At 43.9% G+C, this 21,818-nt stretch carries 24 protein-coding genes; 18 read left to right on the forward strand and 6 right to left on the reverse strand.

What is annotated here, in order from left to right; genetic code table 11:
- Positions 1 to 267: 267 nt before the first annotated feature.
- Genes A5868_RS03230 through A5868_RS03240 form a run of 3 tightly spaced genes read left to right on the forward strand, consistent with a single transcriptional unit; the run spans position 268 to position 3,336 of the window.
- Positions 268 to 1,992, forward strand: coding sequence for a hypothetical protein (locus A5868_RS03230; RefSeq protein WP_086305442.1), 1,725 nt, complete (start codon positions 268 to 270; stop codon positions 1,990 to 1,992).
- Positions 1,979 to 2,245, forward strand: coding sequence for a hypothetical protein (locus A5868_RS03235; RefSeq protein ID WP_010781772.1), 267 nt, complete (start codon positions 1,979 to 1,981; stop codon positions 2,243 to 2,245). Before A5868_RS03230 ends, A5868_RS03235 begins: the two co-directional genes overlap by 14 nt.
- Before the next feature lie 14 nt (positions 2,246 to 2,259).
- Entirely contained in the window at positions 2,260 to 3,336 is a 1,077-nt protein-coding gene (locus tag A5868_RS03240) for a hypothetical protein (protein ID WP_086305443.1), read from the forward strand.
- 39 nt (positions 3,337 to 3,375) lie between these two features.
- Here the strand turns inward: A5868_RS03240 and A5868_RS03245 are convergent, their stop codons facing one another.
- Positions 3,376 to 3,996: a GyrI-like domain-containing protein gene (locus tag A5868_RS03245; protein WP_086305444.1), complete on the reverse strand. Its 621-nt coding sequence runs from the start codon at positions 3,994 to 3,996 to the stop codon at positions 3,376 to 3,378.
- Positions 3,986 to 4,804 (reverse strand): Cof-type HAD-IIB family hydrolase, encoded by an 819-nt coding sequence (locus A5868_RS03250; RefSeq protein ID WP_086305445.1) that lies wholly within the window; start codon positions 4,802 to 4,804, stop codon positions 3,986 to 3,988. Before A5868_RS03250 ends, A5868_RS03245 begins: the two co-directional genes overlap by 11 nt.
- A gap of 148 nt (positions 4,805 to 4,952) precedes the next feature.
- Between A5868_RS03250 and A5868_RS03255 the strand changes: the two genes are divergently transcribed.
- From A5868_RS03255 to A5868_RS03275, 5 genes are all read left to right on the forward strand, one after another.
- The gene (locus A5868_RS03255) at positions 4,953 to 5,702 is read left to right on the forward strand and encodes a MurR/RpiR family transcriptional regulator (protein WP_086305446.1); all 750 of its coding nucleotides are present in this window, start codon (positions 4,953 to 4,955) and stop codon (positions 5,700 to 5,702) included.
- A 200-nt stretch (positions 5,703 to 5,902) separates the two neighbouring features.
- A complete protein-coding gene (locus A5868_RS03260) occupies positions 5,903 to 7,258 on the forward strand; it encodes a PTS sugar transporter subunit IIC (RefSeq protein WP_010781767.1) in 1,356 nt (451 codons plus the stop codon).
- Between the two features lie 27 nt (positions 7,259 to 7,285).
- Positions 7,286 to 8,716: a 6-phospho-beta-glucosidase gene (locus A5868_RS03265; RefSeq protein ID WP_086305447.1), complete on the forward strand. Its 1,431-nt coding sequence runs from the start codon at positions 7,286 to 7,288 to the stop codon at positions 8,714 to 8,716.
- Positions 8,717 to 8,727: 11 nt separating this feature from the next.
- Positions 8,728 to 9,048, forward strand: a complete 321-nt coding sequence (locus A5868_RS03270) for a PTS sugar transporter subunit IIB (RefSeq protein WP_086305448.1) — start codon at positions 8,728 to 8,730, stop codon at positions 9,046 to 9,048.
- 32 nt (positions 9,049 to 9,080) lie between these two features.
- Positions 9,081 to 9,395, forward strand: a complete 315-nt coding sequence (locus A5868_RS03275; RefSeq protein WP_010781764.1) for a PTS lactose/cellobiose transporter subunit IIA — start codon at positions 9,081 to 9,083, stop codon at positions 9,393 to 9,395.
- 346 nt (positions 9,396 to 9,741) lie between these two features.
- Here A5868_RS03275 and A5868_RS03280 read toward each other — a convergent pair whose 3' ends face one another.
- The 3 genes from A5868_RS03280 to A5868_RS03290 form a co-directional block, all read right to left on the reverse strand.
- Positions 9,742 to 9,948 carry a hypothetical protein gene (locus tag A5868_RS03280; RefSeq protein WP_086305449.1) on the reverse strand — a complete coding sequence of 69 codons (207 nt, stop codon included), beginning with the start codon at positions 9,946 to 9,948 and terminating at the stop codon, positions 9,742 to 9,744.
- A 62-nt stretch (positions 9,949 to 10,010) separates the two neighbouring features.
- Positions 10,011 to 10,325 (reverse strand): DsrE family protein, encoded by a 315-nt coding sequence (locus A5868_RS03285; RefSeq protein WP_010781762.1) that lies wholly within the window; start codon positions 10,323 to 10,325, stop codon positions 10,011 to 10,013.
- A gap of 9 nt (positions 10,326 to 10,334) precedes the next feature.
- On the reverse strand, positions 10,335 to 10,595 hold the full coding sequence (locus A5868_RS03290; protein WP_086305450.1) for a metal-sensitive transcriptional regulator: 261 nt from the start codon (positions 10,593 to 10,595) through the stop codon (positions 10,335 to 10,337).
- Positions 10,596 to 10,773: 178 nt separating this feature from the next.
- Here A5868_RS03290 and A5868_RS03295 point away from each other — a divergent pair, with 178 nt between their 5' ends.
- The 9 genes from A5868_RS03295 (at position 10,774) to A5868_RS03335 (ending at position 18,641) form a co-directional block, all read left to right on the forward strand.
- Positions 10,774 to 11,085 (forward strand): rhodanese-like domain-containing protein, encoded by a 312-nt coding sequence (locus tag A5868_RS03295; protein ID WP_086305451.1) that lies wholly within the window; start codon positions 10,774 to 10,776, stop codon positions 11,083 to 11,085.
- Between the two features lies 1 nt (position 11,086).
- Positions 11,087 to 12,736, forward strand: coding sequence for an FAD-dependent oxidoreductase (locus tag A5868_RS03300; protein ID WP_086305452.1), 1,650 nt, complete (start codon positions 11,087 to 11,089; stop codon positions 12,734 to 12,736).
- Positions 12,729 to 13,028 carry a rhodanese-like domain-containing protein gene (locus A5868_RS03305; RefSeq protein WP_086305453.1) on the forward strand — a complete coding sequence of 100 codons (300 nt, stop codon included), beginning with the start codon at positions 12,729 to 12,731 and terminating at the stop codon, positions 13,026 to 13,028. Before A5868_RS03300 ends, A5868_RS03305 begins: the two co-directional genes overlap by 8 nt.
- Positions 13,029 to 13,195: 167 nt before the next feature.
- Positions 13,196 to 13,876 carry a deoxyribose-phosphate aldolase gene (deoC, locus tag A5868_RS03310; RefSeq protein ID WP_086305454.1) on the forward strand — a complete coding sequence of 227 codons (681 nt, stop codon included), beginning with the start codon at positions 13,196 to 13,198 and terminating at the stop codon, positions 13,874 to 13,876.
- Between the two features lie 4 nt (positions 13,877 to 13,880).
- Entirely contained in the window at positions 13,881 to 14,327 is a 447-nt protein-coding gene (locus A5868_RS03315; protein ID WP_086305455.1) for a PTS sugar transporter subunit IIA, read from the forward strand.
- Between the two features lie 15 nt (positions 14,328 to 14,342).
- Entirely contained in the window at positions 14,343 to 15,719 is a 1,377-nt protein-coding gene (locus tag A5868_RS03320) for a PTS fructose transporter subunit IIC (protein WP_086305456.1), read from the forward strand.
- Between the two features lie 8 nt (positions 15,720 to 15,727).
- Positions 15,728 to 16,753 carry a Gfo/Idh/MocA family oxidoreductase gene (locus A5868_RS03325; RefSeq protein WP_086305760.1) on the forward strand — a complete coding sequence of 342 codons (1,026 nt, stop codon included), beginning with the start codon at positions 15,728 to 15,730 and terminating at the stop codon, positions 16,751 to 16,753.
- Entirely contained in the window at positions 16,750 to 17,796 is a 1,047-nt protein-coding gene (locus A5868_RS03330; protein ID WP_086305457.1) for an alcohol dehydrogenase catalytic domain-containing protein, read from the forward strand. Before A5868_RS03325 ends, A5868_RS03330 begins: the two co-directional genes overlap by 4 nt.
- 68 nt (positions 17,797 to 17,864) lie before the next feature.
- Entirely contained in the window at positions 17,865 to 18,641 is a 777-nt protein-coding gene (locus A5868_RS03335; RefSeq protein WP_086305458.1) for a DeoR/GlpR family DNA-binding transcription regulator, read from the forward strand.
- Positions 18,642 to 18,688: 47 nt separating this feature from the next.
- Here the strand turns inward: A5868_RS03335 and A5868_RS03340 are convergent, their stop codons facing one another.
- A complete protein-coding gene (locus A5868_RS03340) occupies positions 18,689 to 19,600 on the reverse strand; it encodes a UbiA family prenyltransferase (RefSeq protein ID WP_086305459.1) in 912 nt (303 codons plus the stop codon).
- 306 nt (positions 19,601 to 19,906) lie between these two features.
- Here A5868_RS03340 and A5868_RS03345 point away from each other — a divergent pair, with 306 nt between their 5' ends.
- The gene (locus tag A5868_RS03345) at positions 19,907 to 21,220 is read left to right on the forward strand and encodes an NCS2 family permease (RefSeq protein ID WP_010781750.1); all 1,314 of its coding nucleotides are present in this window, start codon (positions 19,907 to 19,909) and stop codon (positions 21,218 to 21,220) included.
- The last annotated feature ends 598 nt before the right edge of the window (positions 21,221 to 21,818 follow it).

The raw sequence follows: 21,818 nt of genomic DNA on the forward strand, positions 1-21,818 counted from the left end.
TCTTAGTCAAACCGAGGAATAAACAGCAACCGTGTGAGTAAGCTCCCTTTTTTGGGGCTGCTCACACGGTTTTTTGATTCCTTTTTTTGACGGACAAAATTAATTTTAAGTTATTTCATTTTGAAAAATAGGCGTTTTGTTTCGTTTATTTTTTTAAATAGGATAGAGTGAAGTTTGTAATGATCGATTAGGATACCGCTTCTGCTTCAATTCAGGAGCAGAAAAAAACAGGTAGCGTGCAATTTTGCACGAACAAGGAGGTCGTTTATGAAACGTTATCGCTATTATCTGATCATTCTTCTGATTGCTGGACTCTTTATTGTTCCGCAATTATGGACGCAAAAAATGATTCTGGGTGCAGATGCCATTTTTCACTACAACCGTTTTTATGAAACGGCAGAGCAGCTCAGGACAGGAAACTTCAGCTATTTTATCTCGATCTTTGGCTTTCAACAATCTGGTCGGATCGTGAATGCCGTATATGGGCCCTTATTTTCTTATTTACAAGGCTTGCTGGTTTGGCTGGCAGGAAGCTGGTTTCGTTACCAAGTGCTGTCGAATTTTTTGGTGTATGCATTGGCCGGGTGTTCGCTGTTCAAATTGTTGACCTATGACAGGATCAAGGAAAGCACGGCATTGTTTACGGCAGTTATTTTTATGACGACCTACAGTATGAATTACTGGATACTGAATCAAGGATTTACTAGTTGGGGGACGTGCTTGCTGCCTCTGTGTCTGATCCCGCTGGTGGATCTGAAGAATCGGCATTTTCCGATTGTAAAGGTTGCTTTGAGCATGGCGTTGATGACGCAGATCCATATGCTGACGGCGGTGATGCTGGGCTTGATCTACGCGCCCTTTTTTATTGCCTATGCGCGCGATCGCTGGGGGACCGCGCTGGTCGAGCTCGTAAAATCGATTCTTTTATACGGGTGTCTCTCCATCAATGTTTGGATCAGCTTGTTCCTGATCAACACGGGGGATCAGTTGAAGATGCCTTTTGTCAATGCGCAAATGAGCCAAAAGGCCATTGATCTAGGCGGCGCCTATTGGCTGCAATACCCAAGAATCCTACGGTTGATATTGATCGTCGGTTTTCTTTGCTGCTTGGTTTATTGGCATGAGGTTCAACGGTTTACGAAGCAGTTGTTGATATACAGCGGGATCTTTTTCTTGCTTTCGACAAGTATTCTTCCGTGGAATTGGCTAGTTTCCCATCATGTGCCTTTCGTGACCTTGATCCAATTTCCTTTCCGCTTTTTTGCACCGTTCACGGTGTTGTTTCTGTTCTTCTTTGCGGCTATGATCAATGATCTGACAGGGAAAAAATGGCTTTGGGGTCTGATGCTCCTATTCAGCGTGATCAGCATCGGTCAGAATTTGCAGACCGTGACTCAGGAGTTGGACAAATGGGATCAGCAGACATTTTCCAGTAAGCATACCTTCGTCCGTGTTTCGGAAAAGGAAGCAAGAGAGAGTTTTTATGACGAGGATATGGGAAAAGCGCTGCGAGCGGTTGAAAAATCCAGTCCTGATTATTTGCCGATTTATCACAATGACAAGAAGAATAAGTATGTCAGCTATGAGAAACAACTTCTTGGTCAACCAAAAACCTTCACGAAAACAGTCGACAATAATCAGTTGGTGCTCTCGTGGCAAGCGGCGTCTTCCGGGACCGTCCAATTACCGGTGACCATCTACCGAAACACGAAAATCTTCGCAGATGATCGAGAAATCACACCGACCGAGCTATCGAATATCGGGGTGCCGACGATCGAACAGCAAGCAGGGGAAAATACCGTTCGCCTGGGTTACGAACCGCCAAAATACGTAGCGATCGTTTTTGCACTCTGCGCATTGAGCTGGTTGGCTACTATTGTATGGTGCGGGTATCGTATTTTTACTAGACAGGTTAACTTTGGCAATCTGAAGGACAATCAGGTAAAATACACATACGAAACAAGAGGAGCGGATCACCATGACAAATTATAATAACGAAAAAGACCGTCGTTTACGCGGTTCAATGGCACCAAAAACGGAGGAAGATGTTGCCTTAGCAGGAACAAATTCCAGTGAAACACAAGACAAGCCAGAAGCGTTGGCTGGCAGTAATTCGGGCGAACCGAAGGAAATTGCCCGCTCTGGTTCAAACGCGGTGGAAGAAGAAGAGCCCCACGAGTCTTTTAAAGACGAAGCGAAAAAGATCTTGAAAGAGATCGAAGAAAAAATCGATCCTAAGAAATAGAGAAAGAACGATCCATGGATAATTATTTAGAGATTTATGCGCACTGGTATCCGCGAAGCTACGGCTTGAAGGACTACCCGACAGAATGTCACGTGACCTATTCTGGCGCGGAACGGAAGGAACGATTTGAAAAGCTGACAGAAGCTCAGCAAGCGTTCATCCATCAACAAAGAAAATATGAAGTACGTTCGCTGTTTTTGCAAAAGCACTATTTGCAGACCTCCGACTGGGAATTTGTCGCACTGAATATTGATGACGAATACGAGCGCGGTGTTCACAGTCAATTGACGTGCGCTTGCGGACGTCCGTTGAAATACCAATTCGTGATCGAATCGAAGATCAAGCAGCAGGAGATTCGCTTAGGGATTCAACATTTCAAGGATCATCTGGGCATCTCCCAGCAGGTCGCGGAGGAAATCAAAAAGGGCGTGGCTCATGTAGATTTGGCATTGGATGAATTGCTGTGGCTGACGGAGAAGGGCATCCCTTTTCCCGAGGACCTCTGGCAACGCTATGTGTTTGCCTATTACCGCAACAATACTTTGCGACGGCCCCTTTCTCTGAATCAAAAGCTGGCGGCGCGGGTCGTTCGTTTCCGTGATGCAAAGATGCCGTTGTTTATCGGTGATTACCTCAGTGTCGTGACGGAGATCAACCAAGTGGACCGCGAAGCCTTTGATCGGCAGGAGAAGAATTTCTTAGCAGATAAAACAGTGTTTGAATCGTATTTAGAGGATTTTCAGCAAGACATCCAAGCCCCTGTGTATCTGGAACGGAAATTTTGGGGACGGAAGCTGACGGACTTCATTCGTCTGGAACGTTATGGGACGGAAACCTATCCAGAAGCGAAGGAGCGGTATTTCGATGATCTGCTTTCTTTCTTGCTTGTGCTGAAGGACCCTAAAAAAGCGGAACGAAGCATTCGCAGCTTTGTGCTTTTCCATGAGAAAAAATATGGCAATGCTGAGCTGACGGCTTTTCTGATTGAAAAATATCAGCAGTATCACTTTTCCCAAAATTTCTTCTTAGCGATCCCGAAGGTTTATCGTGCCGGGATTCGCAAGGCGATCCAACGAAAGCAAAAGAATTAAAAAGAAGTTCCAAGCCGAATTTGAGCTTGGAACTTCTTTTTAGTTGAGCTTATAGCGCAGCACCGTTTTTTGTTTTTCAGGCGCGACTTTTCGCGGATCGGAAAGGTAGATTTCCCGATGGATGTAGTTTCCCATCGTGCGGGTTTTTTGCAGCTCGTTTTCCTCCATGAAGGCGTGCATTTTGGCAAAGGTCGCTGGCTCGTCATCGTAGGAACCGAGGTGGATCGTCTGCACCACACGTCCTTCTTCGTATTCGATGAAGGCGGCTTCTTTGATAAAAGGATTTTGTTTCTTTTTGAAGGTTGGTTCAACGATCGCCAGAAAATCTTCCTTGGAGATGCGATCGGGTTGGCGGATCATGATCTGGTAGAGCAATTCATCTTTAATGATCGGTCCGTCGCCAGGGTCTGTTTCAGAAGTCCAGACTCCCTCTAGCGGATAAACGGTGTATTCAAAAGGTTCACCGATCTCGCCTTTTTTTACTTTCATCCGCAAGGCGTAAGAGAGGGCATAGAGCGCGCCGATTTGTTCTGCAAATAACGCGCTGTTGGGGTCGCCATGACCGGATAAGCAGATAAAGTTATACGCTGGGATCGTCTGGACCTCGATTTTTTTCGGTAGATACATTTGCTTTTCAGCTTTTCGCCATTCATGCTTCATTGTTTTGCTCCTCCAGTAACTGTTCTAAAACAACCATCACGCCAGAATCGTTATTTGACGGTGCGCGGTGCTTAGCGGTCTCGATCACTGCGGGACTGCTCGCTGCCATCGCATAGCTGTTGGGTGTTAACCCGAGCATCTCCAGATCGTTGTTCGCATCACCAAAAGCAGCCAGATGCTCCGGAGAGACATGCCAACGGTCCAACAGCCATTGGATCGCGGCGCCTTTGTTCATTCCTGGGATAATGATATCCACACTGCCGTGACCGCTGGCGACGGCTTTGATCTCGTCCTTAAAGACGTCATTCATCTCAGTGACGAAGGCGGCGACTCTGTCTATAGGCAGGTCTAAAGCGAATTTTACAAAACGGTCCTCAGAAGGCAGCTCATCAAAGGAATCCAGTTCCTTTAGACGGTGATAATAGACGCGAGAAAAGTCGCGAATCGCTTGCGGGGTCTCTTTCAAAATATACGCCGAATCAATCCCGCAGACGATCACGTCAAGGTCCAGCTCATGAGCAGCTATAAAGGCCAGTATTCGTTCGACTCGTTCGGGTGAAAAGCTTTTGCTGCGAAGCAAACGTCCCTGCTCAAAAATCAACGCCCCATTTTCCGACACGAACGTGAGCTGGTCTTCATGTTCTGGGAAGAAGGACTTCAGTTGATAATATTGATTCCCGCTGGCGACGATGAAATGAATCTGGTGCTCTTGGAACCGCTTAAATAAGTTGGCGAAGCGTTCGTTATCATAGGTATTATCTGACCTTAAAAAAGTTCCGTCCATATCAACGGCAATTGCTTGGATCATTGTATTCCTCCTTATTCGTAGTTGCTGATAAAACCAGTGTACGTGATTTGAATAAATAACGCAAAAAACAATCAATAGACTGTGTAATCTTTGGATTTTATGGGATAATATAGGGTGCACGTACCACATTAGTAGGAGTTGAGATGGGATGTTTGATTCGCAAAAAGTGAAAGATCTAAATGAATTGGAGTTGATCGTTTATACCTTTATCGTGGAAAATATGGAACGCATAGGGCGTCTGACGATCCGTGACCTTTCTGACAGCTGCCATGTCTCTACGTCAACAATTTTACGATGCCTAAATAAGCTCGGATATTCGGGCTATACAGAGTTCAAGTATGCACTAAAGGAAAATCTTTCACGAAAGGGCCAATCTTTTGAAGCCTTTTATGATGCGACGGTCCATGTCGACGCGTTTCTAAAAAAAGTCAACAATGAAGGGTATCACACGGTGATCGATCCTGCGATCGACTTGATCGTCGGTAGTAAACATCTTGTTTTTACAGGAATAGGGACAAGCGGGACGCTGGGAACCTACGGCGCACGCTATTTTTCAAACCTGCAATTCAATGCCTATGCCATTACCGATCCCTTTATCCCTGTGCCGACACGTGGCTTGGATACGACGCTTGTCGTGGTACTTTCTGTTTCTGGAAAAACGACGGAGATCATCAAGCAGATCGAGGATTTCAGACGGTACGGTGCCAAAATTTTGAGCATCACCAACGATCAGCATTCCATTATTGCCCAGATGGCCGATTTTAATATTTCCTATTATATGCCGGAAGTTTCGGGTCCTGATCCGAACGATGAGGCCATCAATTTGACCACACAGGTCCCCGTCATCGCTTTGTTGGAGATATTGGCCCATCAATCGTATCAACGAGACAATCACTAAAAAGCCAACCGATTTTTTTAAAAGTAGCAGCCGGGCTGTCCAAAACAGTCGGACTGTTTTTTTTATTGGAACATGTTTCTGACGATTCCAGAAGTATTCCAATCGCAGAAAGCATCGCTTATGATAATACTGTAAACGGATACAAAAAATGCGAATGGCCATCGCTGCAAAAAAATTATTTTATTTAAGGAGAATTATTTATGAATAACTTTATCAATGAGAAATTATTACCCCCGATTCTAAAATTTGTAAATACAAAAGCAATCACGGCGTTGCGAAACGGGATGCTGTACACGATGCCCTTTACGATCGTCGGTTCCGTCTTCTTACTTTTAGCGAATTTCCCGATTCCCGCAGTTTCAGAGTGGGTAGCCAGCAGCGGTTTAGATGTTTATTTTAACGAAGCATTCGGAGCATCCTTTGCAATTATGTCGATTTTTGCTGTCATGGGTATCGCGAACTCTTATGTAAAAGAAGAAGGCTTTGAAGGCTTGCCCGCTGGGATGATCGCGCTAGTGGTCTTCTTGTTGACACAGCATTCAACTGCAACAAATGCAGAAACAAACGCAGTCGTATCGAACGTCATCGACAAGACATGGACAGGCGGTCAAGGAATGATCAGTGCGATCCTGGTTGGTCTATTCGTTGGTTGGGCGTATTCTTGGTTCTTGAAACGCGACATTCGGATCAAATTACCAGAACAAGTACCTGCAAACGTAGCCAACTCATTTACCGCATTGATTCCAGCAGCGGTGATCACGACCTTCTCATTGATCGTCTATGTGATTTTTGACAAAGTCTTCAATACAACAGTTGTAGAAGCTATTTATAAAGTGATCCAAACACCGATGCAAGGGGTGACCGATACCTTTGGCGGTGCGATGATGCTCGGTTTCTTAGTACCATTCTTGTGGTTCTTCGGCGTTCACGGATCAACCTTGGTCGGCGGGATCATGGGTCCGATCTTACAAGCGAACTCATTAGAAAACACAGCGATTTTAAATTCAGGAAAAGAATTGACCGTTGCCAATGGCGGACACATCGTGACACAACAATTTTTGGACCAATTTATGACTGTTACTGGTGCAGGGATGACGATCGGGATCGTGATGTTCATGGTCATGTTCGCTCGCTCCGCGCAGTTTAAACAATTAGGGCGTTTGGCATTGCTGCCCGCATTCTTTAATATCAACGAACCGATTTTATTTGCGACACCGATCGTAATGAATCCAATCATGGCTCTGCCATTTATTTTGACACCGATGATTTCAGGAGTCATCACGTACTTCTCCTTGTATTCAGGTCTCGTACCATTATTTACCGCGGTACAAGTACCATGGACAACACCGCCGATCATTTCTGGTTTCTTAGTTGGTGGATGGAGAACCGCATTGTTGCAGGCAGTCGTATTAGTGTTAGGCTTCTTTATCTACCTGCCATTTGTTCGTAAAGTGGATTCATTGAACTACCTGCAAGAAAAAGGTGAAAGCATGGAGCAAATCGAGAAGGAATTGGAAAACGGAGAAAAAACCGCAGACGGACAAGCAACGGTTTAAACAAAAGAGGATTGAAGAGGTAAGCTTATGAGTATTTTTAAAGAGAACTTTTTATGGGGCGGCGCAGTTGCCGCCCATCAATTAGAAGGCGGATGGCAAGATGGCGGAAAGGGCGTCAGTGTAGCTGATGTGATGACCGTCGGTGCCCATGGCGTTCCGCGCCGCATTACAAACGGAGTGCTAGAAGGAGAAAATTACCCCAATCATGAGGCCATTGATTTTTACGGCCGTTATAAAGAAGACGTAAAATTATTTGCTGAGTTGGGCTTGAAATGTTTTCGTACATCCATCGCTTGGACGCGTATCTTCCCCAAGGGTGACGAAGCAGAGCCGAACGAAGCAGGGCTGCAGTTTTACGATGACCTCTTCGATGAATGTCTAAAGTATGGGATCGAACCCGTGATCACCTTGTCGCATTTTGAGATGCCTTATCATTTAGTGACCGAATATGGCGGTTGGAAAAATCGGAAGATGATTGACTTCTTCGCCCGTTTTTCAGAAGTCTGCTTCACTCGCTATAAAGACAAAGTGACGTACTGGATGACCTTCAATGAGATCAATAACCAAACGAACTATTACGAAGATTTTGCCCCATTCACGAATTCCGGTCTAAAATTTGACGCGGAAGATGATCGGGAAAAAATCATGTACCAAGCGGCGCATTATGAGCTGGTGGCAAGTGCCAAAGCGATCGAGATCGGATACCAGATCAATCCAAACTTTGAGATCGGCTGTATGATCGCCATGGTACCGATCTATCCCTATTCGTGCAGTCCATCAGATATGATGGCGGCGACAGTGGCGATGCAGCGTCGGTACTGGTTCACAGATGTTCATTGCAAAGGGCGTTATCCGAGTTATATGAAGGCGTACTTTGATCGAAAACAATTCGACTTAGATATTACGACAGAAGATGAAGTGCAATTGACGAAAGGGACCGTTGATTACATTGGGTTCAGCTACTATATGTCTTTTGCTGTGAAGGATCATGACAAAGGACCTGCGTACGATTATGACGAAGCGCATGATTTAGTAGAAAATCCTTACGTGAAAGCATCAGAATGGGGCTGGCAAATCGATCCTACAGGGCTGCGATATGCCATGAATTGGTTCAATGATCGGTACGAGCTGCCGCTATTCATCGTTGAGAACGGCTTCGGGGCAGTAGATGAAATCGGTGACGACGGTGAGATCCACGACGAGTATCGAATCGATTATTTACGGGAGCACATTGAAGCCATGCAAGAAGCAGTCATTTATGACGGCATCGATTTGATGGGGTATACACCTTGGGGCTTTATTGATTTGGTTTCTGCTGGGACGGGTGAAATGAAAAAAAGGTACGGCTTCATTTATGTCGATAAAAACAATGAGGGTCAAGGGACATTGGAACGCAGTAAAAAGGATTCGTTTTATTGGTTCCAAAACGTGATCGCCAGCAATGGCGAAAAGCTTTAGGAGGAATAGGGATGAGTGAAAAAACGATTATGTTGATCTGCAACGCTGGAATGAGTACCAGCATGTTAGTGACGAAGATGCAAAAAGCCGCAGAAACGCAAGGACTGGACGTAGATATTTTTGCGATCGCTGCCGCAGAAGCGACAAATAAGCTGGAACAAAGAAAAATCGACACTGTCTTATTGGGTCCGCAAGTCCGCTTCATGCAAAAGCAATTTGAAGAAAAGCTGACACCTCTGGGGATTCCGGTAGAGGTCATCAATATGACTGATTATGGAATGATGAATGGTGAAAAGGTACTGGATCAAGCGGTCAGTATGATCAACAGCTAGATCCTGCAATGAAAAAATGAAGGGGGTACCCTATGGAACAAGAAAATTTAGAAGCAGTCATGGGATTGATCATTCATGGCGGCAATGCCAAAAGCAATGCGATGGAAGCCATCCAAGAAGCAAAGGATGGGGATTTCCAATTAGCCGATGAAAAAATCAAACAAGCAGAGGAATCACTTGTCGAAGCGCATCACTCACAAACAGGATTGTTAACAAAAGAAGCCCAAGGCGAACACCTCGACCTGAACCTCCTGACTGTCCACAGTCAAGACCATCTGATGACCTCCATTGCCTTTACCGACTTGGCAAAAGAAATCATCGATGTCTACAGAAAAATAAGTGCATAAAAAATCCCACACCCTGATTCCCTAAATCAAGGTGTGGGATTTTTGCGAGTTCCACTTTGCGAGTTCCACTTCGCGTTTTACGCGATTAGTGGAATCGTATGCGCATGAAAATAACTCTCATTTTCCGATCTTTAGGAAAATGAATACATTACAAAGAGTTAGCCGCGAGTTCCACTTCGCGTTTTACGCGATTAGTGGAATCGTATGCGCACGAAAATAACTCTCATTTTCCGGTTTATAGGAAAATGAATACATTACAAAGAGTTAGCTGCGAGTTCCACTTTGCGAGTTCCACTTCGCGATTAGTGGAATCGTATGCGCAGGAAAACAAGCATACCTTCGTGGTTTACATCTGACGAATAAAGGCAATTTTCTCTTGGATAGATGCTATCTCAGTGCCGATAGCAGTCAGAAAATCCATGATCTCTTGCTTTTCTTCTTTTGAGTGGATGTCTTTGACATTGATCTTTTCAAAATTTTCTTGGATCGTTTTTAAATTGATCAAACTTCCCGTCACATGCATCTTCTTATTGATATTTTCAATTGTGTCCAAAACCCAACTTCCTTCCCCGAGCGGTCTCACTTTCTCATCTTCAGTCCCCCGACTAGATGCTTTTACGGTTTGATATAGGCATAGCCTTTTGCTTGCAGTTCGATCAAATCCAATACACCTGCAGGAACGACGACGACATTGTCTGGTAGCTGTTCCTTCGTGATCTTATTGGCACGCATTGCGTTGTTGCAGGCATGGAAGGTCACGCCTTCCGTGGCGATAAATGCTTGATTTTCCGGTGAGAGATACCCGTTGATTGCTTTTCCATTTACTAAAACAATGATAGCGATTTTATAGGGTTCTTTCAATAAGTTTTTAACATTGCTGGCTGTTTCAGCCCATTTTTCTAAGTCATCAATATGGAATACGACGTTCATTTTTACACCTTATTTCTTAATAATCATGTTGATTGCTTGTTCTAATTTTTGTGCCTGTTCTTCAGGGTTATTGTCAGGATTTTCAAAACAGTTCTTCAGATTTTCGGCTACGATCATCCCCATCACGCGATCAATGCTTGAGCGTACTGCGCTTAATTGAGTGATGATATCCATACATTCCTTCTCCTCATCGATCATTTTCTGCACTCCGCGAATCTGCCCTTCCGTTCGTTTTAAACGGTTGAGAATCTTTTTGTCTTCAATCTCCACGCACGTTCACTTCCTTTATTTCTCTAGTTAAGAAGAATATACCTACTCAGGGTATATTTCGTCAAGCAGATTGTTTTTCAACCCGCTTGTATGAAAACAGAGTAGTTGACAGAAAAGCTTTCTTTGTGGTAAAAATACCCTGCTAGGTATTTTTGATAAAGAAAAAGGAGGCTGTAAAATGTTTCAGCTATTTAAACGAATCCCGACCATTTCAACACAGGATTTGGCTGAAAGAATGGATCAATCCATCTCTTTGCTTGATGTTCGTACAGCAGAGGAATACCGTAGAGGGCATATTGCAAAGGCGAAAAATTATCCATTGAATAAGATCGATCGTTACCAGGGGAAAGAAAAGGAAGTGTATGTCATTTGCCAATCTGGCATGCGCAGCAAGCAAGCAGCCAAGGTGTTACTGAAAAAAGGGTATCACGTAACGAATGTTCAAGGCGGAATGAATCGTTGGCAAGGTGCCACTAGAGGAGGAAAATAGAATGAAAATTATCATTGTAGGTGGTGTGGCAGGCGGTATGTCCGCGGCAACGCGTCTGCGTCGCTTGATGGAGGATGCGGAGATCCTCGTTCTGGAAAAGGGGCCGTTTGTCTCGTTTGCCAATTGTGGATTGCCTTATTATGTTTCTGGTGAAATCGCTGATCGAGAAGCGTTATTGGTCCAGACACCGGAATCCCTAAGTGCCCGCTTCAACCTAGATGTTCGTCCGTTTCATGAGGTCACAGCTATTTCTCCCGATAAGAAGACTGTAACGATCAAAAATGAGCAAGGTACTTTTGAAGAGACCTATGACAAGCTGATCTTATCCCCAGGAGCAAAACCGTTGATCCCAGAAATGGCAGGAGTAACGGAAGCAACCAATGTGTATAGTTTGCGCAATGTGCCTGACTTAGATCAGATCATGGCCGCTTTAGCGAAGAAGCCGGCGACAGCTACAGTGATCGGAGCTGGATTTATTGGGCTGGAAATGGCAGAAAATTTGAGTTCACGGGGTATAAAGGTGACGGTGGTTGAAAAAGCCCCCCATGTTTTACCGCCATTAGACGAAGAAATGGCCGCCTTTGTCCAGAACGAACTGATTCGTAACGACGTTCGCGTCATCACTGGAGAATCGGCGCAACGTTTCACTGAACAGGGACAAAAAATAGTTTTAACAAACGGAGAAGTGTTACAGTCAGATATGACGATTCTTTCAGTAGGTGTACGACCTGAAAGCAGTCTAGCCAAAGACGCGGGCATAAAAACCGGTTTTGGCGGCGGCATCATGGTAGATGAAACCTATCAAACCAGTGCATCGGACATTTACGCAGTCGGTGACGCCATCGTAGTGAAGCAGCAGATCAGCGAAGAGGATGCACTGATCGCGCTAGCTTCTCCAGCAAATCGTCAAGGCCGGCAAGTGGCGGATGTTATTGCCGGCTTGAAGCGAAGCAACCGCGGGAGTATCGGTACAGCAATCGTGCGTGTGTTTGACCTTGCGGCAGCCTCAACCGGTCTGAGTGAACGAACCGTTAAACAGTCGGGATTAGACTATCAAGTGGTCCATGTTTCTGGAAAAGATCATGCGAGTTATTATCCAGGTGCCAGCGAGTTAACGTTAAAACTGGTGTTTGAACCAAAAACGGGGAAACTATATGGCGCACAAGGTGTCGGCGGGAAGGGCATCGACAAGCGTATCGACATTTTGGCTACAGCTATTAAAGGTGGATTGACGATTTTCGATTTGCCGGAATTAGAATTCACCTATGCCCCGCCGTTTGGTTCTGCGAAAGATCCTGTAAACATGTTAGGCTACGCGGCAATCAACCTGTCTGAAGGCATCAGCGATTCGATCCAATGGTCTCAATTGAAGGAAGCGCAGGAAAGGGGCTATCAGCTATTAGATGTTCGAAATCCTGAAGAATTAGCCAATGGCCGCTTTCCCGATGCGCTTTCGATTCCTTTGAATCAATTAAGAGACAGAGTTTCTGAATTAGATCCAACCAAGGCGTACATCGTCAGCTGCCACAGCGGGCTGCGAAGCTATGTGGCTGAACGCTTGCTCAAGCAAAAAGGATTCAAAGTAAAAAATTTGGATGGCGCGTTTGCGCTGTATAAAACGGTAAGACCGGAGGAATTACTTTATGACTAGTTCAATCGCAATGAAGGATTTTTACCCACTCGCACAACAAGAAGAAATCGCGATCCTTGATGTTCGTGAGTCGTATGAATATGAAATGGGGCACGTCCCCAAAGCAAAAAACGTTCCATTAAGTCAGCTAGCGAATGCAATGAAAACACTTGATCCAGAAAAAAAGTATTACCTCATTTGCCAATCAGGAGCGCGCTCAGAAAACGCGTGCGGCCTGTTAAGCAATCAGGGCTACAACGTGACAACTGTTTTAGGCGGCACTTCAGCCTGGCCAGATGAATTGACACGATGAGTTCAGTTTTTAAAATTTAGCACTAAGAGACACCAGTTACTTTCGAGTAATTGGTGTTTTTATTTTGATTCGTTTGCTTTTATTTAAAAAAATTAGTTCTACAGATTGACAAAATGAAAGTAAATGATAATATAAGAGTGTAAATAAAAACAAAAAGGAGTAAACAAATGATTGAACTAAAGAAATTAGCAAATATGGTGGATCACACATTATTAAAAGCGGATGCAACTAAAGAAGGGTTTGAGAGATTGTGTAGAGAAGCGGATGAATATGGGTTCAAAATGGTAGCGATCAACTCTTATCCAGTTGCGATGTGTCGGGATTTTTTGAAGGATAGTGAGGTTCATGTAGGGGCGGCGATCGGATTTCCATTAGGGCAAACGACGATTGAAACGAAAGTATTTGAGGTGCAGGATGCCATTAAAAATGGGGCAGACGAAATTGATTACGTGATCAATATCGGCAAATTAAAGGAAGGTGATAATGCGTATATTCGTGAAGAAATGAAAGCAATCGTAAATGCTTCCCGTGAAGGCAAGATCCTTAGCAAAGTCATTCTAGAAACGTGCTATTTAACAAATGAAGAAAAAATCACTGTTTGTGAAATCGCTAAGGAAATCAAACCTGATTTTGTAAAAACATCCACAGGCTTCGGTACAAACGGCGCTACAGTGGAAGATGTCGCACTCATGAAAAAGGTTGTTGGAGATAAGGTAAAGGTAAAGGCTGCTGGAGGGATTCGTGATTTAGACACCGCGCTAAAAATGTTAGAAGCTGGGGCAGAACGATTAGGAACAAGTTCGGGTATCAAAATTGTGGAAGAGTATAAACAGTCGATAAAGGAGTAAATAAATGACAGAAATTCGCGATGTATTGAAAGCAGCATTCATAAATTTTGATTTAAAAGCGATTGAAAAACAGGCAGCGATCATTGAACTTGCGAGCACCTTCGTTTCAGAAGGTGTTGTTGGAAATGAGAACGTTTACTTGGATGCTGTAATGAAGAGAGAAGAAGAAAGTACCACCGGGATCGGCTTTGGGGTGGCGATCCCTCACGGAAAGAGTGCTGCTGTAACCGTTCCAGCGCTGGCATTTGGACGGAGTCATGAAGGGATTCAGTACGATTCGATGGATGGCAAGCCAGTCCATCTGATGTTCTTGATCGCCGTACCTGAAACGTCAAATGACGAGCACCTGAGAATTTTAAGCAAACTCTCCCGTAAACTAATGCATGAGGATGTCCGTCAAAAGCTGATGACTGCCACAAATGTAGAAGAAATCTATCAGATTTTTGAATAGGAAAGGGTGGAAAAAATGAAAATTGTTGGGATAACATCGTGCTCGACCGGGATCGCGCACACCTATATGGCAGCAGAAAATTTAGAGATCGCGGCTAAGAAAAGAGCTATTGAGATTAAAGTGGAGACGCAGGGATCGATCGGAGCAGAAAATGTTTTGACCGCACAAGAAATTGCAGAGGCAGATGCTGTGATCATTGCGGCCAGTACATCAGTTAACAAGGATCGCTTCAATGGGAAGCGTTTGTTGGAAGTCGACGTGACAGAAGCCATTGATCATCCAGATGATCTTTTCGATCGTGCGCCTAATGCGGCGATTTATTCTACCTCAGCAGAAGTGAAGTCAGAAGCAAAATCAGAAAAAAGCGGGATTTATAGTCACCTGATGACAGGCGTTTCCTATATGATTCCTTTTGTTGTTGCAGGAGGGATCTGTATCGCATTAGCCTTTGCTTTCGGTGGGATCAATGCTGAAGGAGATCTGGCTGCAGCGATCAATGAGCTTGGCGGTATCGCTATGGGATTGATGTGGCCTATCCTGGGCGGATACGTTGCTTTTTCGATCGCGGATCGACCAGGACTTGTACCAGGGATGGTCGCTGGGATGATCGCCTCTTCCATGAATGCGGGCTTTTTAGGCGCGTTATTAGGCGGGTTCCTAGCAGGTTATACCGTATTTGGATTGAAGAAGGTTTTAAAATTACCACCTGCTTTTTCAGGATTATTGCCTGTATTGATCCTTCCGGTCGTATCGGTATTAGTTGTTGGTCTGGTAATGAAATTTATTGTAGGTATTCCGATCACGGCTTTAAATGAAGGAATCACGAATTGGTTGAACAGTTTATCAGGAATGAATTCTGTCTTGTTAGGACTGCTTTTAGGCGGGATGATGGCCATCGATCTAGCGGGACCGATCGGGAAAGCCGCATACTTTTTCGGTGTCGCCTCGCTGACGAATTTAGGCGTGGGAGAAACGAGTATGGTGATGGCAGCAGTGATGGTCTCTGGAATGGTTCCACCGTTAGCAATGGCGTTATCTTCAACCGTTTTAGGTAAAAATTTATATAGTAAAGAAGAACGTGAAGCAGGAAAATCTGCTTGGGTCTTGGGATTGTCATTTATTTCTGAAGGCGCGATTCCTTTTGCAGCGGCAGATCCGATCCGTGTATTGGCTTCTGTGACAGTCGGTTCAGCAATTACTGGTGCTCTGTCAATGATCTTTAAGTGCGGGATCGCGGTTCCTCATGGCGGATTTTTCGTTTTCTTGATCCCAAGAGCAGTGGAAAATGTCTTGCTTTATATCGTGGCGTTAGCAATCGGAACAGCAATCAGCGGTTTTTTGGTGACAACAGTAAAAGTATTTTCGCAGAAGAAACAAGCAGCTAAGGAGTAATGATCGGCATGACAGAATGGATAAATATTTGTTTGATAGGTACTGGACGAGCAGGCATGATCCACGGAAAAAACTTCGCTCGGCGAATTGAGAATGCTAAATTGATTGCCTTATGTGATCCGTCAAAAGAAAGTTTAGACGGTGCTCAACAGGAATTGAACTGCCAATACGTTTATGAAGATTACCGAGAGGTCATGAAAAATCCTGAGATACACGCTGTCGTGATCGTGACTCCGACAAGTTATCACAAGGAGATCGCACTGGCAGCAGCGGCAGCAAAAAAACATATTCTCTGTGAGAAGCCATTGGCGATGGATGAAACAGAATGTTTGGAAATGATTCAAGCGGCAGAGGACAATCAAGTGAAGCTGCAGGTCGGGTTTATGCGTCGCTTCGATGCCAGTTTTCAGGAAGCAAAAAAAGTCGTGGATTCTGGGGCGATCGGGGAGGTCGTTTTAGTGAAATCATTGACCCATGGTCCAAGTAAACCAAAACCATGGATGTTTGATATTCGGCAGAGTAATGGGCCGATCGGGGAAGTAAACAGCCACGACCTGGATACCTTACGCTGGTTAACGGGCAGTGAAGTGGAGAGTATTTACGCCAATGGCGGCAATTACCGTTCGCCGGAAGTGAAAGACGAGTACCCAGACTATTATGATACAGTAGCGATGAATCTACGCTTTATGGACGGAAAATTAGGGTTGATCGACGGCGCGCAATATGTTCAATATGGCTATGACGCACGGACAGAGATTCTTGGAACAAAGGGAAGCATCTTAGTTGGTGATCAGGGAAAACACAATATCTTCGTAGCAACTAGCGACCAGCAGTTGACCCAACCAACGATGCATAGCTGGATGTATTTATTCAGAGATGCATACATGGCGGAGGATCAGGCCTTCATTGATTGTATTTTAACTGACACGGAGCCGCAGTGTACGGGAAGAGACGGATTGATGGCGGTTCGATTAGTCAATGCAGGATTGACCTCTTTGTTGGAAAATAGAATTGTCGAGGTGGAGAAGGAATGAAAGCAATCCAATTATTAGGCAAAGAAAACATTCGATTAAATGAAGTAGAAAAACCGACGATAACCGAAAAAGAAGTTTTGATAAAGGTCAAAGCAGCGTCGATTTGCGGGACCGATGTACGAATGTACAAAAATGGGTATCCTACGGCAAGCGAAGAGACTCCTTTGACTTTGGGACACGAGATCTCAGGGGATATCGTCGAAGTTGGCGCTGCGGTGAATTTTTACGAAGCAGGTATGCGGGTGGCGATCGCACCAAATATGGGCTGCGGGATCTGTGATCAGTGTGTTCAAGGGAATACACATTTATGTGAAACCTATGAAGCTTTTGGTATCAACTTGCCTGGTGGGTTCGCTGAATATTTGGTGATACCGGAAAAAGCTGTACGTCAGGGAAATATCTCATTGATACCAGATCAATTGTCTTATGAAGAGGCGGCGTTGATCGAGCCCTTTAGTTGTGTGTTCAATGGGCAGGAAATTGCTGGAAATAAGCCGGGAGATACGGTGTTGATCATTGGATCTGGCCCGATCGGTATCATGCATGCGATGCTGGCACGAGCAAGAGGCGCGGGGAAAGTGATGATGAATGATTTATCGGAAGCGCGTTTAGCGGATGCTAAAAAAATGATCCCCGATTTGGTTCCATTGACCTCGGACAACTTGAAGGAAAAAATAGCGGCAGAAACGAATAACCATGGGGTGGATCTGTGTATCATCGCGGCCCCCGCTCCACAGGCGCAAGAAGCAAGTTTTCAGTATATGGCAATGAATGGTCGTTGTCTCTTCTTTGGCGGTTTGCCAAAAGAAAAAGAAGAGGTTCGGTTAAACACCAATATTCTTCACTATAAACAATTAGGCGTTTTCGGCTGTACACGTGCAAGTTTGATGGGGTATCGAATGTCGGCGCAGCTAGTTGCTAGCGGAAGGATTCCATTAAAGGACTTAATTACTAAACGCTACGCAATCGATCAATTCGATGAGGCTTTAGAGAATGCCAAGAATGCCATTGGGTTAAAGAATGTGATTGTTTTCAAAGATTAATTTTAGTTTGATTGCTTCCATTTTCAGTTTCTTTTATAATGAAACAAAACACAAAAAGGTGAGAAAATATGGATGATCAATTGTATGCAGAAGAAAGAAAGCAGTCTATCGTTAATTTAGTCAATGAGAAAAATCGAATGCAAGTGGCCGAGCTGGCAGAAATTTTTAATGTGACAGGTTCAACGATTCGCAATGATCTGCGTGAACTCGAAAACGAAGGGCTAGTGACGCGTACACATGGCGGGGTAATCAAGCGAGACTTTCAACGCAGCGTCGAGATCATTCCAAAAAGCCGCGAATTTACGAGTGAAAAATACCAAATCGCCGAGCGAGCCGTTCGATTGATCGAGGAAAATGACATTTTGGCGATTGATACCGGAACTTCTTGCCGCGCCTTTGCTGAAAAATTGATCAACAGTCCTTTAAAGCGTTTGACCATTTTGACGTATGATCTAGAGATCGCCTTATTATTGAGTGAAAAAACCAATTATCAGGTGCAAGTCATCGGCGGCGCGATTCGCAATGGCTATCCCTATGTTTCTGGAAGCTCTGTAGCACTTGGGTTGGCAGGTTTCTCTGTCGATAAAGTCATTTTAGGGACGACTTCTTTTGATAAAAAGTACGGTCATTCAACACCTAACTATGAGACAGCGGAAATGAAAAAGAGTCTGATCAATATCGGGCGAATAAAAATCGTCCTTTGCGAGTCTAGTAAAATTAATCAGCGGAGCTTCAAACAATTTGCTACGCCAGACGAATGTGATTACTTGATTACGGACAAGCACATGACAAGAGAACAGCAGCAGGACATTGATGAGTTGAAGATCAACTTGCTGATCGTATAAAAGAAAGCCTGTTTACTTCCCAATCCAGGAAAGTAAACAGGCTTTTTTTAGGCGAAAAGTGAGCCGATGAAATAAAGGACCGGGTAAAGGACCATGAGTGCAGACATGGCCTTTAAAACGATCGGGAAGGTCGTCCGTTTGTCCTGCAAGGCACGATACCGTTTCAGGTTCTGCCAGTTTTTAGGAAACAGGAAGACTAAAAACAAAACCGTCCAAGGAGCCAGACCAGCAACGACCAGAACGATCAACCATAAGAAGCTGAAGACATAGACACTTAAGAGGACTTTTACCGCAGCTGGTTTTCCTAAGTAATATACCAATGTTTTGCGGTGGTTTTCGATGTCCTCTTCCAGGTCACAGGTATTATTTGCCAGTAAATTATTGAACATCATCAAGACGAGGGGCAAGCTGATCAAAAATACGTTGCCGATCATGGCAGGTGTGATCGCATGCGTCTGATAAACGGTTAGATAATAGCTGACTACAGTAATGAAAAAACCGCTGGCAGTTCCTGTCAACGCCTCCGCGATGGGCAGACTATTCAAAGGACGCCGGCCATAGGAATAGAAGAGTCCAATATAAAAGCCAATGATCCCCAACACACCGATCACCCAATTTGTTCGCCAAACCAAAACCAATCCTAATAGGAAAGAAATCAACAAATTGCCCAAATAAAAATTCCGCACGAAGCGCAGGTCTAAGTGATCCCGGCCAATGATGTTGGTCTGCTGCTTGTACTTCTCGTCAGAAGCATTGCGATAGTCCATATAATGGTTAAAAACGTTCACTGTGATATGGAACATCACGATGATCAAGACAAATAGAAAGAATTCAGGACTGGGTACACTATTTAATTGAAAGTTTGCGATGGCATATCCTAATAAAATAATAAAAAGATTCAGCGGTGCCGTATAGATTTCCGTCAATTCCCAAAATTGTTTAAACGTAAGATGCTTCAAAGTCATCCTCCTTCTTTTTTTGCGCTTTTTTTAACGTACAACTAGTTGAAATGTTGAATAGAAGATAAGCAGAATAGGAAGTCCTTTTCAAAAATAGCGAGGTTTGAATCATTTGTCCAATAGTTTGTTTAAGAGCAGGGAAAGGGTTTCAATTATAAAGGTATTATATTGCGTTAATGTTCGTGTTTTACTCTTTTCACAGATTATTGTTTACTTATTATCGTGTTTATTATATGATTATCCACGTTGTTTGAAAAAACATGCTATTATTTTACGAACATTTTTTTAGAATGTAGGGGGAGTATCATGAAAGGGAAAATAAATTCCTATTTTGAACTTGAAAAACTAAATACAACTGTAAAAAGAGAGATATTGGCGGGCTTTACTACCTTTATTTCGATGGCGTATATTCTTTTTGTCAATCCTAGTGTACTAGGCGCCTCCGGTATGGACGAAGGGGCTGTCTTCACTGCGACAGCACTAGCTAGTGCATTGGGCTGTATCTTGATGGGGGTTCTTGCACGGTATCCGATAGCGACGGCACCTGCACTAGGGATCAATGCTTTCTTTGCCTATTCTGTCTGTATCGGTATGGGGATTCGCTGGGAGACCGCTTTAGCAGGAGTTTTTGTGGCATCGCTGATTTTTATTTTAATCACGATTTTCAAATTACGGGAAATGATCATTGACGCGATCCCTTCTGATTTGAAATATGCGATCTCTGGCGGGATCGGCCTCTTTATTGCCTTCTTGGGATTAAGCGAGGGCGGCATCATCGTCGCGAATAAATCGACGTTGGTTGGTCTGGGCTCAATGAGCGTGGGAACGACATGGTTGACGGTATTCGGTTTGATCGTTACGTCGATCTTAATGGTACGACGCGTTCCTGGCGGGATTTTTATCGGGATGGTCGCGACGACATTGCTAGGGTTAGTAACCGGTCTGATCCAAGCACCGACGCACATTGTTTCGGCGGCGCCAAGTTTGAAGCCGACCTTCTTAGTCGCTTTGAATCACGTGAAGGATATCAATACGCTGCAGCTTTGGGTCGTTGTCTTGACCTTCCTGCTGGTGACTTTTTTTGATACTGCTGGAACGTTGGTAGGTTTAGCCAATCAAGCAGGCTTCATGAAGGACAATAAAATGCCCCGTGTCGGAAAAGCATTGGCTTCTGATTCGACCGCGATGTTGGCGGGCTCTCTACTAGGAACGTCTCCAGTGGGTGCCTATGTGGAATCTTCCGCAGGGATTGCAGTTGGCGGCCGCTCTGGTCTGACCGCTATCACGACGGGGGTATTCTTTATCTTTGGCTTGTTTTTCTCCCCATTATTATCTGTCGTGACGTCACAAGTGACAGCACCTGCGCTGATCGTCGTCGGTGTATTGATGGCACAGTCCTTACGTGAAATCAAATGGGACCAGTTAGAAATTGCGATTCCTTCTTTCTTGATTCTGATCGGTATGCCATTGACTTACAGCATTTCTGATGGGATCGCCTTAGGATTCATTTTCTACCCAATCACGATGATCGCTGCTAAAAGAGGCAAAGAAGTCTCACCGATCATGTATGTCTTGTTTTTCGTCTTTATCGGTTTTATGTGGATCTTGAATGTAAAATAAAAGAGTCATCACAAAACTGTTTGTTTTCTGTAATGCAGAAGGCAAACAGTTTTTTTGTTTGAAAACACAGCACCCCGCTAGTCAGATAGGTGTTTGCCAAGGATGAAAACCGTTGAGGGGAGGCTTTTTGCTCATAAAATGATTAAATAAATGAAGTTATTTACTCGTAAGATAATCGCATTTCAAATTAACTGCCCTTTCATGGTAAACGCCAACATAATTATTTATTTTCAAATTTGAAATTGACCTGAAATTAACAGTATAATATAATACAATTTGTATAATTATTTTTCTATAGATGTGTATAAGAGACAGCGAAAAGGGGTGTAAATAATAATAAAAGAATGATTATCATAAAGGAACGTTGGAAAGGTATAGTTGATAAAGGCTGTGAAATAGCTCTTTTTGCTTTTAAAAAGAGCAATCATACATTTATTATATTAGAATGCATTTTCCAGATTAGAATTAGTTTAAAAAGCTTCAAAAGGCCCAATGAATGAAAAATAACTGAGGCGAAGCCTGTCAATCTGAAAAAGAGCAATCATAAAAATCCATCCTGTATGAATAAAAATCCGTTTATATTATATTTATGTATTTC

This window comes from Enterococcus sp. 12F9_DIV0723 (assembly GCF_002174375.1).
Taxonomy (GTDB): domain Bacteria; phylum Bacillota; class Bacilli; order Lactobacillales; family Enterococcaceae; genus Enterococcus_A; species Enterococcus_A gilvus.

Excerpts from the sequence above, each read along its gene's own strand:
- A5868_RS03230 (WP_086305442.1), top strand. The coding sequence starts at position 268 with ATGAAACGTTATCGCTATTATCTGATCATTCTTCTGATTGCTGGACTC.
- A5868_RS03235 (WP_010781772.1), top strand. The coding sequence starts at position 1,979 with ATGACAAATTATAATAACGAAAAAGACCGTCGTTTACGCGGTTCAATG.
- A5868_RS03240 (WP_086305443.1), top strand. The coding sequence starts at position 2,260 with ATGGATAATTATTTAGAGATTTATGCGCACTGGTATCCGCGAAGCTAC.
- A5868_RS03245 (WP_086305444.1), bottom strand. The coding sequence starts at position 3,996 with ATGAAGCATGAATGGCGAAAAGCTGAAAAGCAAATGTATCTACCGAAA.
- A5868_RS03250 (WP_086305445.1), bottom strand. The coding sequence starts at position 4,804 with ATGATCCAAGCAATTGCCGTTGATATGGACGGAACTTTTTTAAGGTCA.
- A5868_RS03255 (WP_086305446.1), top strand. The coding sequence starts at position 4,953 with ATGTTTGATTCGCAAAAAGTGAAAGATCTAAATGAATTGGAGTTGATC.
- A5868_RS03260 (WP_010781767.1), top strand. The coding sequence starts at position 5,903 with ATGAATAACTTTATCAATGAGAAATTATTACCCCCGATTCTAAAATTT.
- A5868_RS03265 (WP_086305447.1), top strand. The coding sequence starts at position 7,286 with ATGAGTATTTTTAAAGAGAACTTTTTATGGGGCGGCGCAGTTGCCGCC.
- A5868_RS03270 (WP_086305448.1), top strand. The coding sequence starts at position 8,728 with ATGAGTGAAAAAACGATTATGTTGATCTGCAACGCTGGAATGAGTACC.
- A5868_RS03275 (WP_010781764.1), top strand. The coding sequence starts at position 9,081 with ATGGAACAAGAAAATTTAGAAGCAGTCATGGGATTGATCATTCATGGC.
- A5868_RS03285 (WP_010781762.1), bottom strand. The coding sequence starts at position 10,325 with ATGAACGTCGTATTCCATATTGATGACTTAGAAAAATGGGCTGAAACA.
- A5868_RS03295 (WP_086305451.1), top strand. The coding sequence starts at position 10,774 with ATGTTTCAGCTATTTAAACGAATCCCGACCATTTCAACACAGGATTTG.
- A5868_RS03300 (WP_086305452.1), top strand. The coding sequence starts at position 11,087 with ATGAAAATTATCATTGTAGGTGGTGTGGCAGGCGGTATGTCCGCGGCA.
- A5868_RS03305 (WP_086305453.1), top strand. The coding sequence starts at position 12,729 with ATGACTAGTTCAATCGCAATGAAGGATTTTTACCCACTCGCACAACAA.
- deoC (WP_086305454.1), top strand. The coding sequence starts at position 13,196 with ATGATTGAACTAAAGAAATTAGCAAATATGGTGGATCACACATTATTA.
- A5868_RS03315 (WP_086305455.1), top strand. The coding sequence starts at position 13,881 with ATGACAGAAATTCGCGATGTATTGAAAGCAGCATTCATAAATTTTGAT.
- A5868_RS03320 (WP_086305456.1), top strand. The coding sequence starts at position 14,343 with ATGAAAATTGTTGGGATAACATCGTGCTCGACCGGGATCGCGCACACC.
- A5868_RS03325 (WP_086305760.1), top strand. The coding sequence starts at position 15,728 with ATGACAGAATGGATAAATATTTGTTTGATAGGTACTGGACGAGCAGGC.
- A5868_RS03330 (WP_086305457.1), top strand. The coding sequence starts at position 16,750 with ATGAAAGCAATCCAATTATTAGGCAAAGAAAACATTCGATTAAATGAA.
- A5868_RS03335 (WP_086305458.1), top strand. The coding sequence starts at position 17,865 with ATGGATGATCAATTGTATGCAGAAGAAAGAAAGCAGTCTATCGTTAAT.
- A5868_RS03345 (WP_010781750.1), top strand. The coding sequence starts at position 19,907 with ATGAAAGGGAAAATAAATTCCTATTTTGAACTTGAAAAACTAAATACA.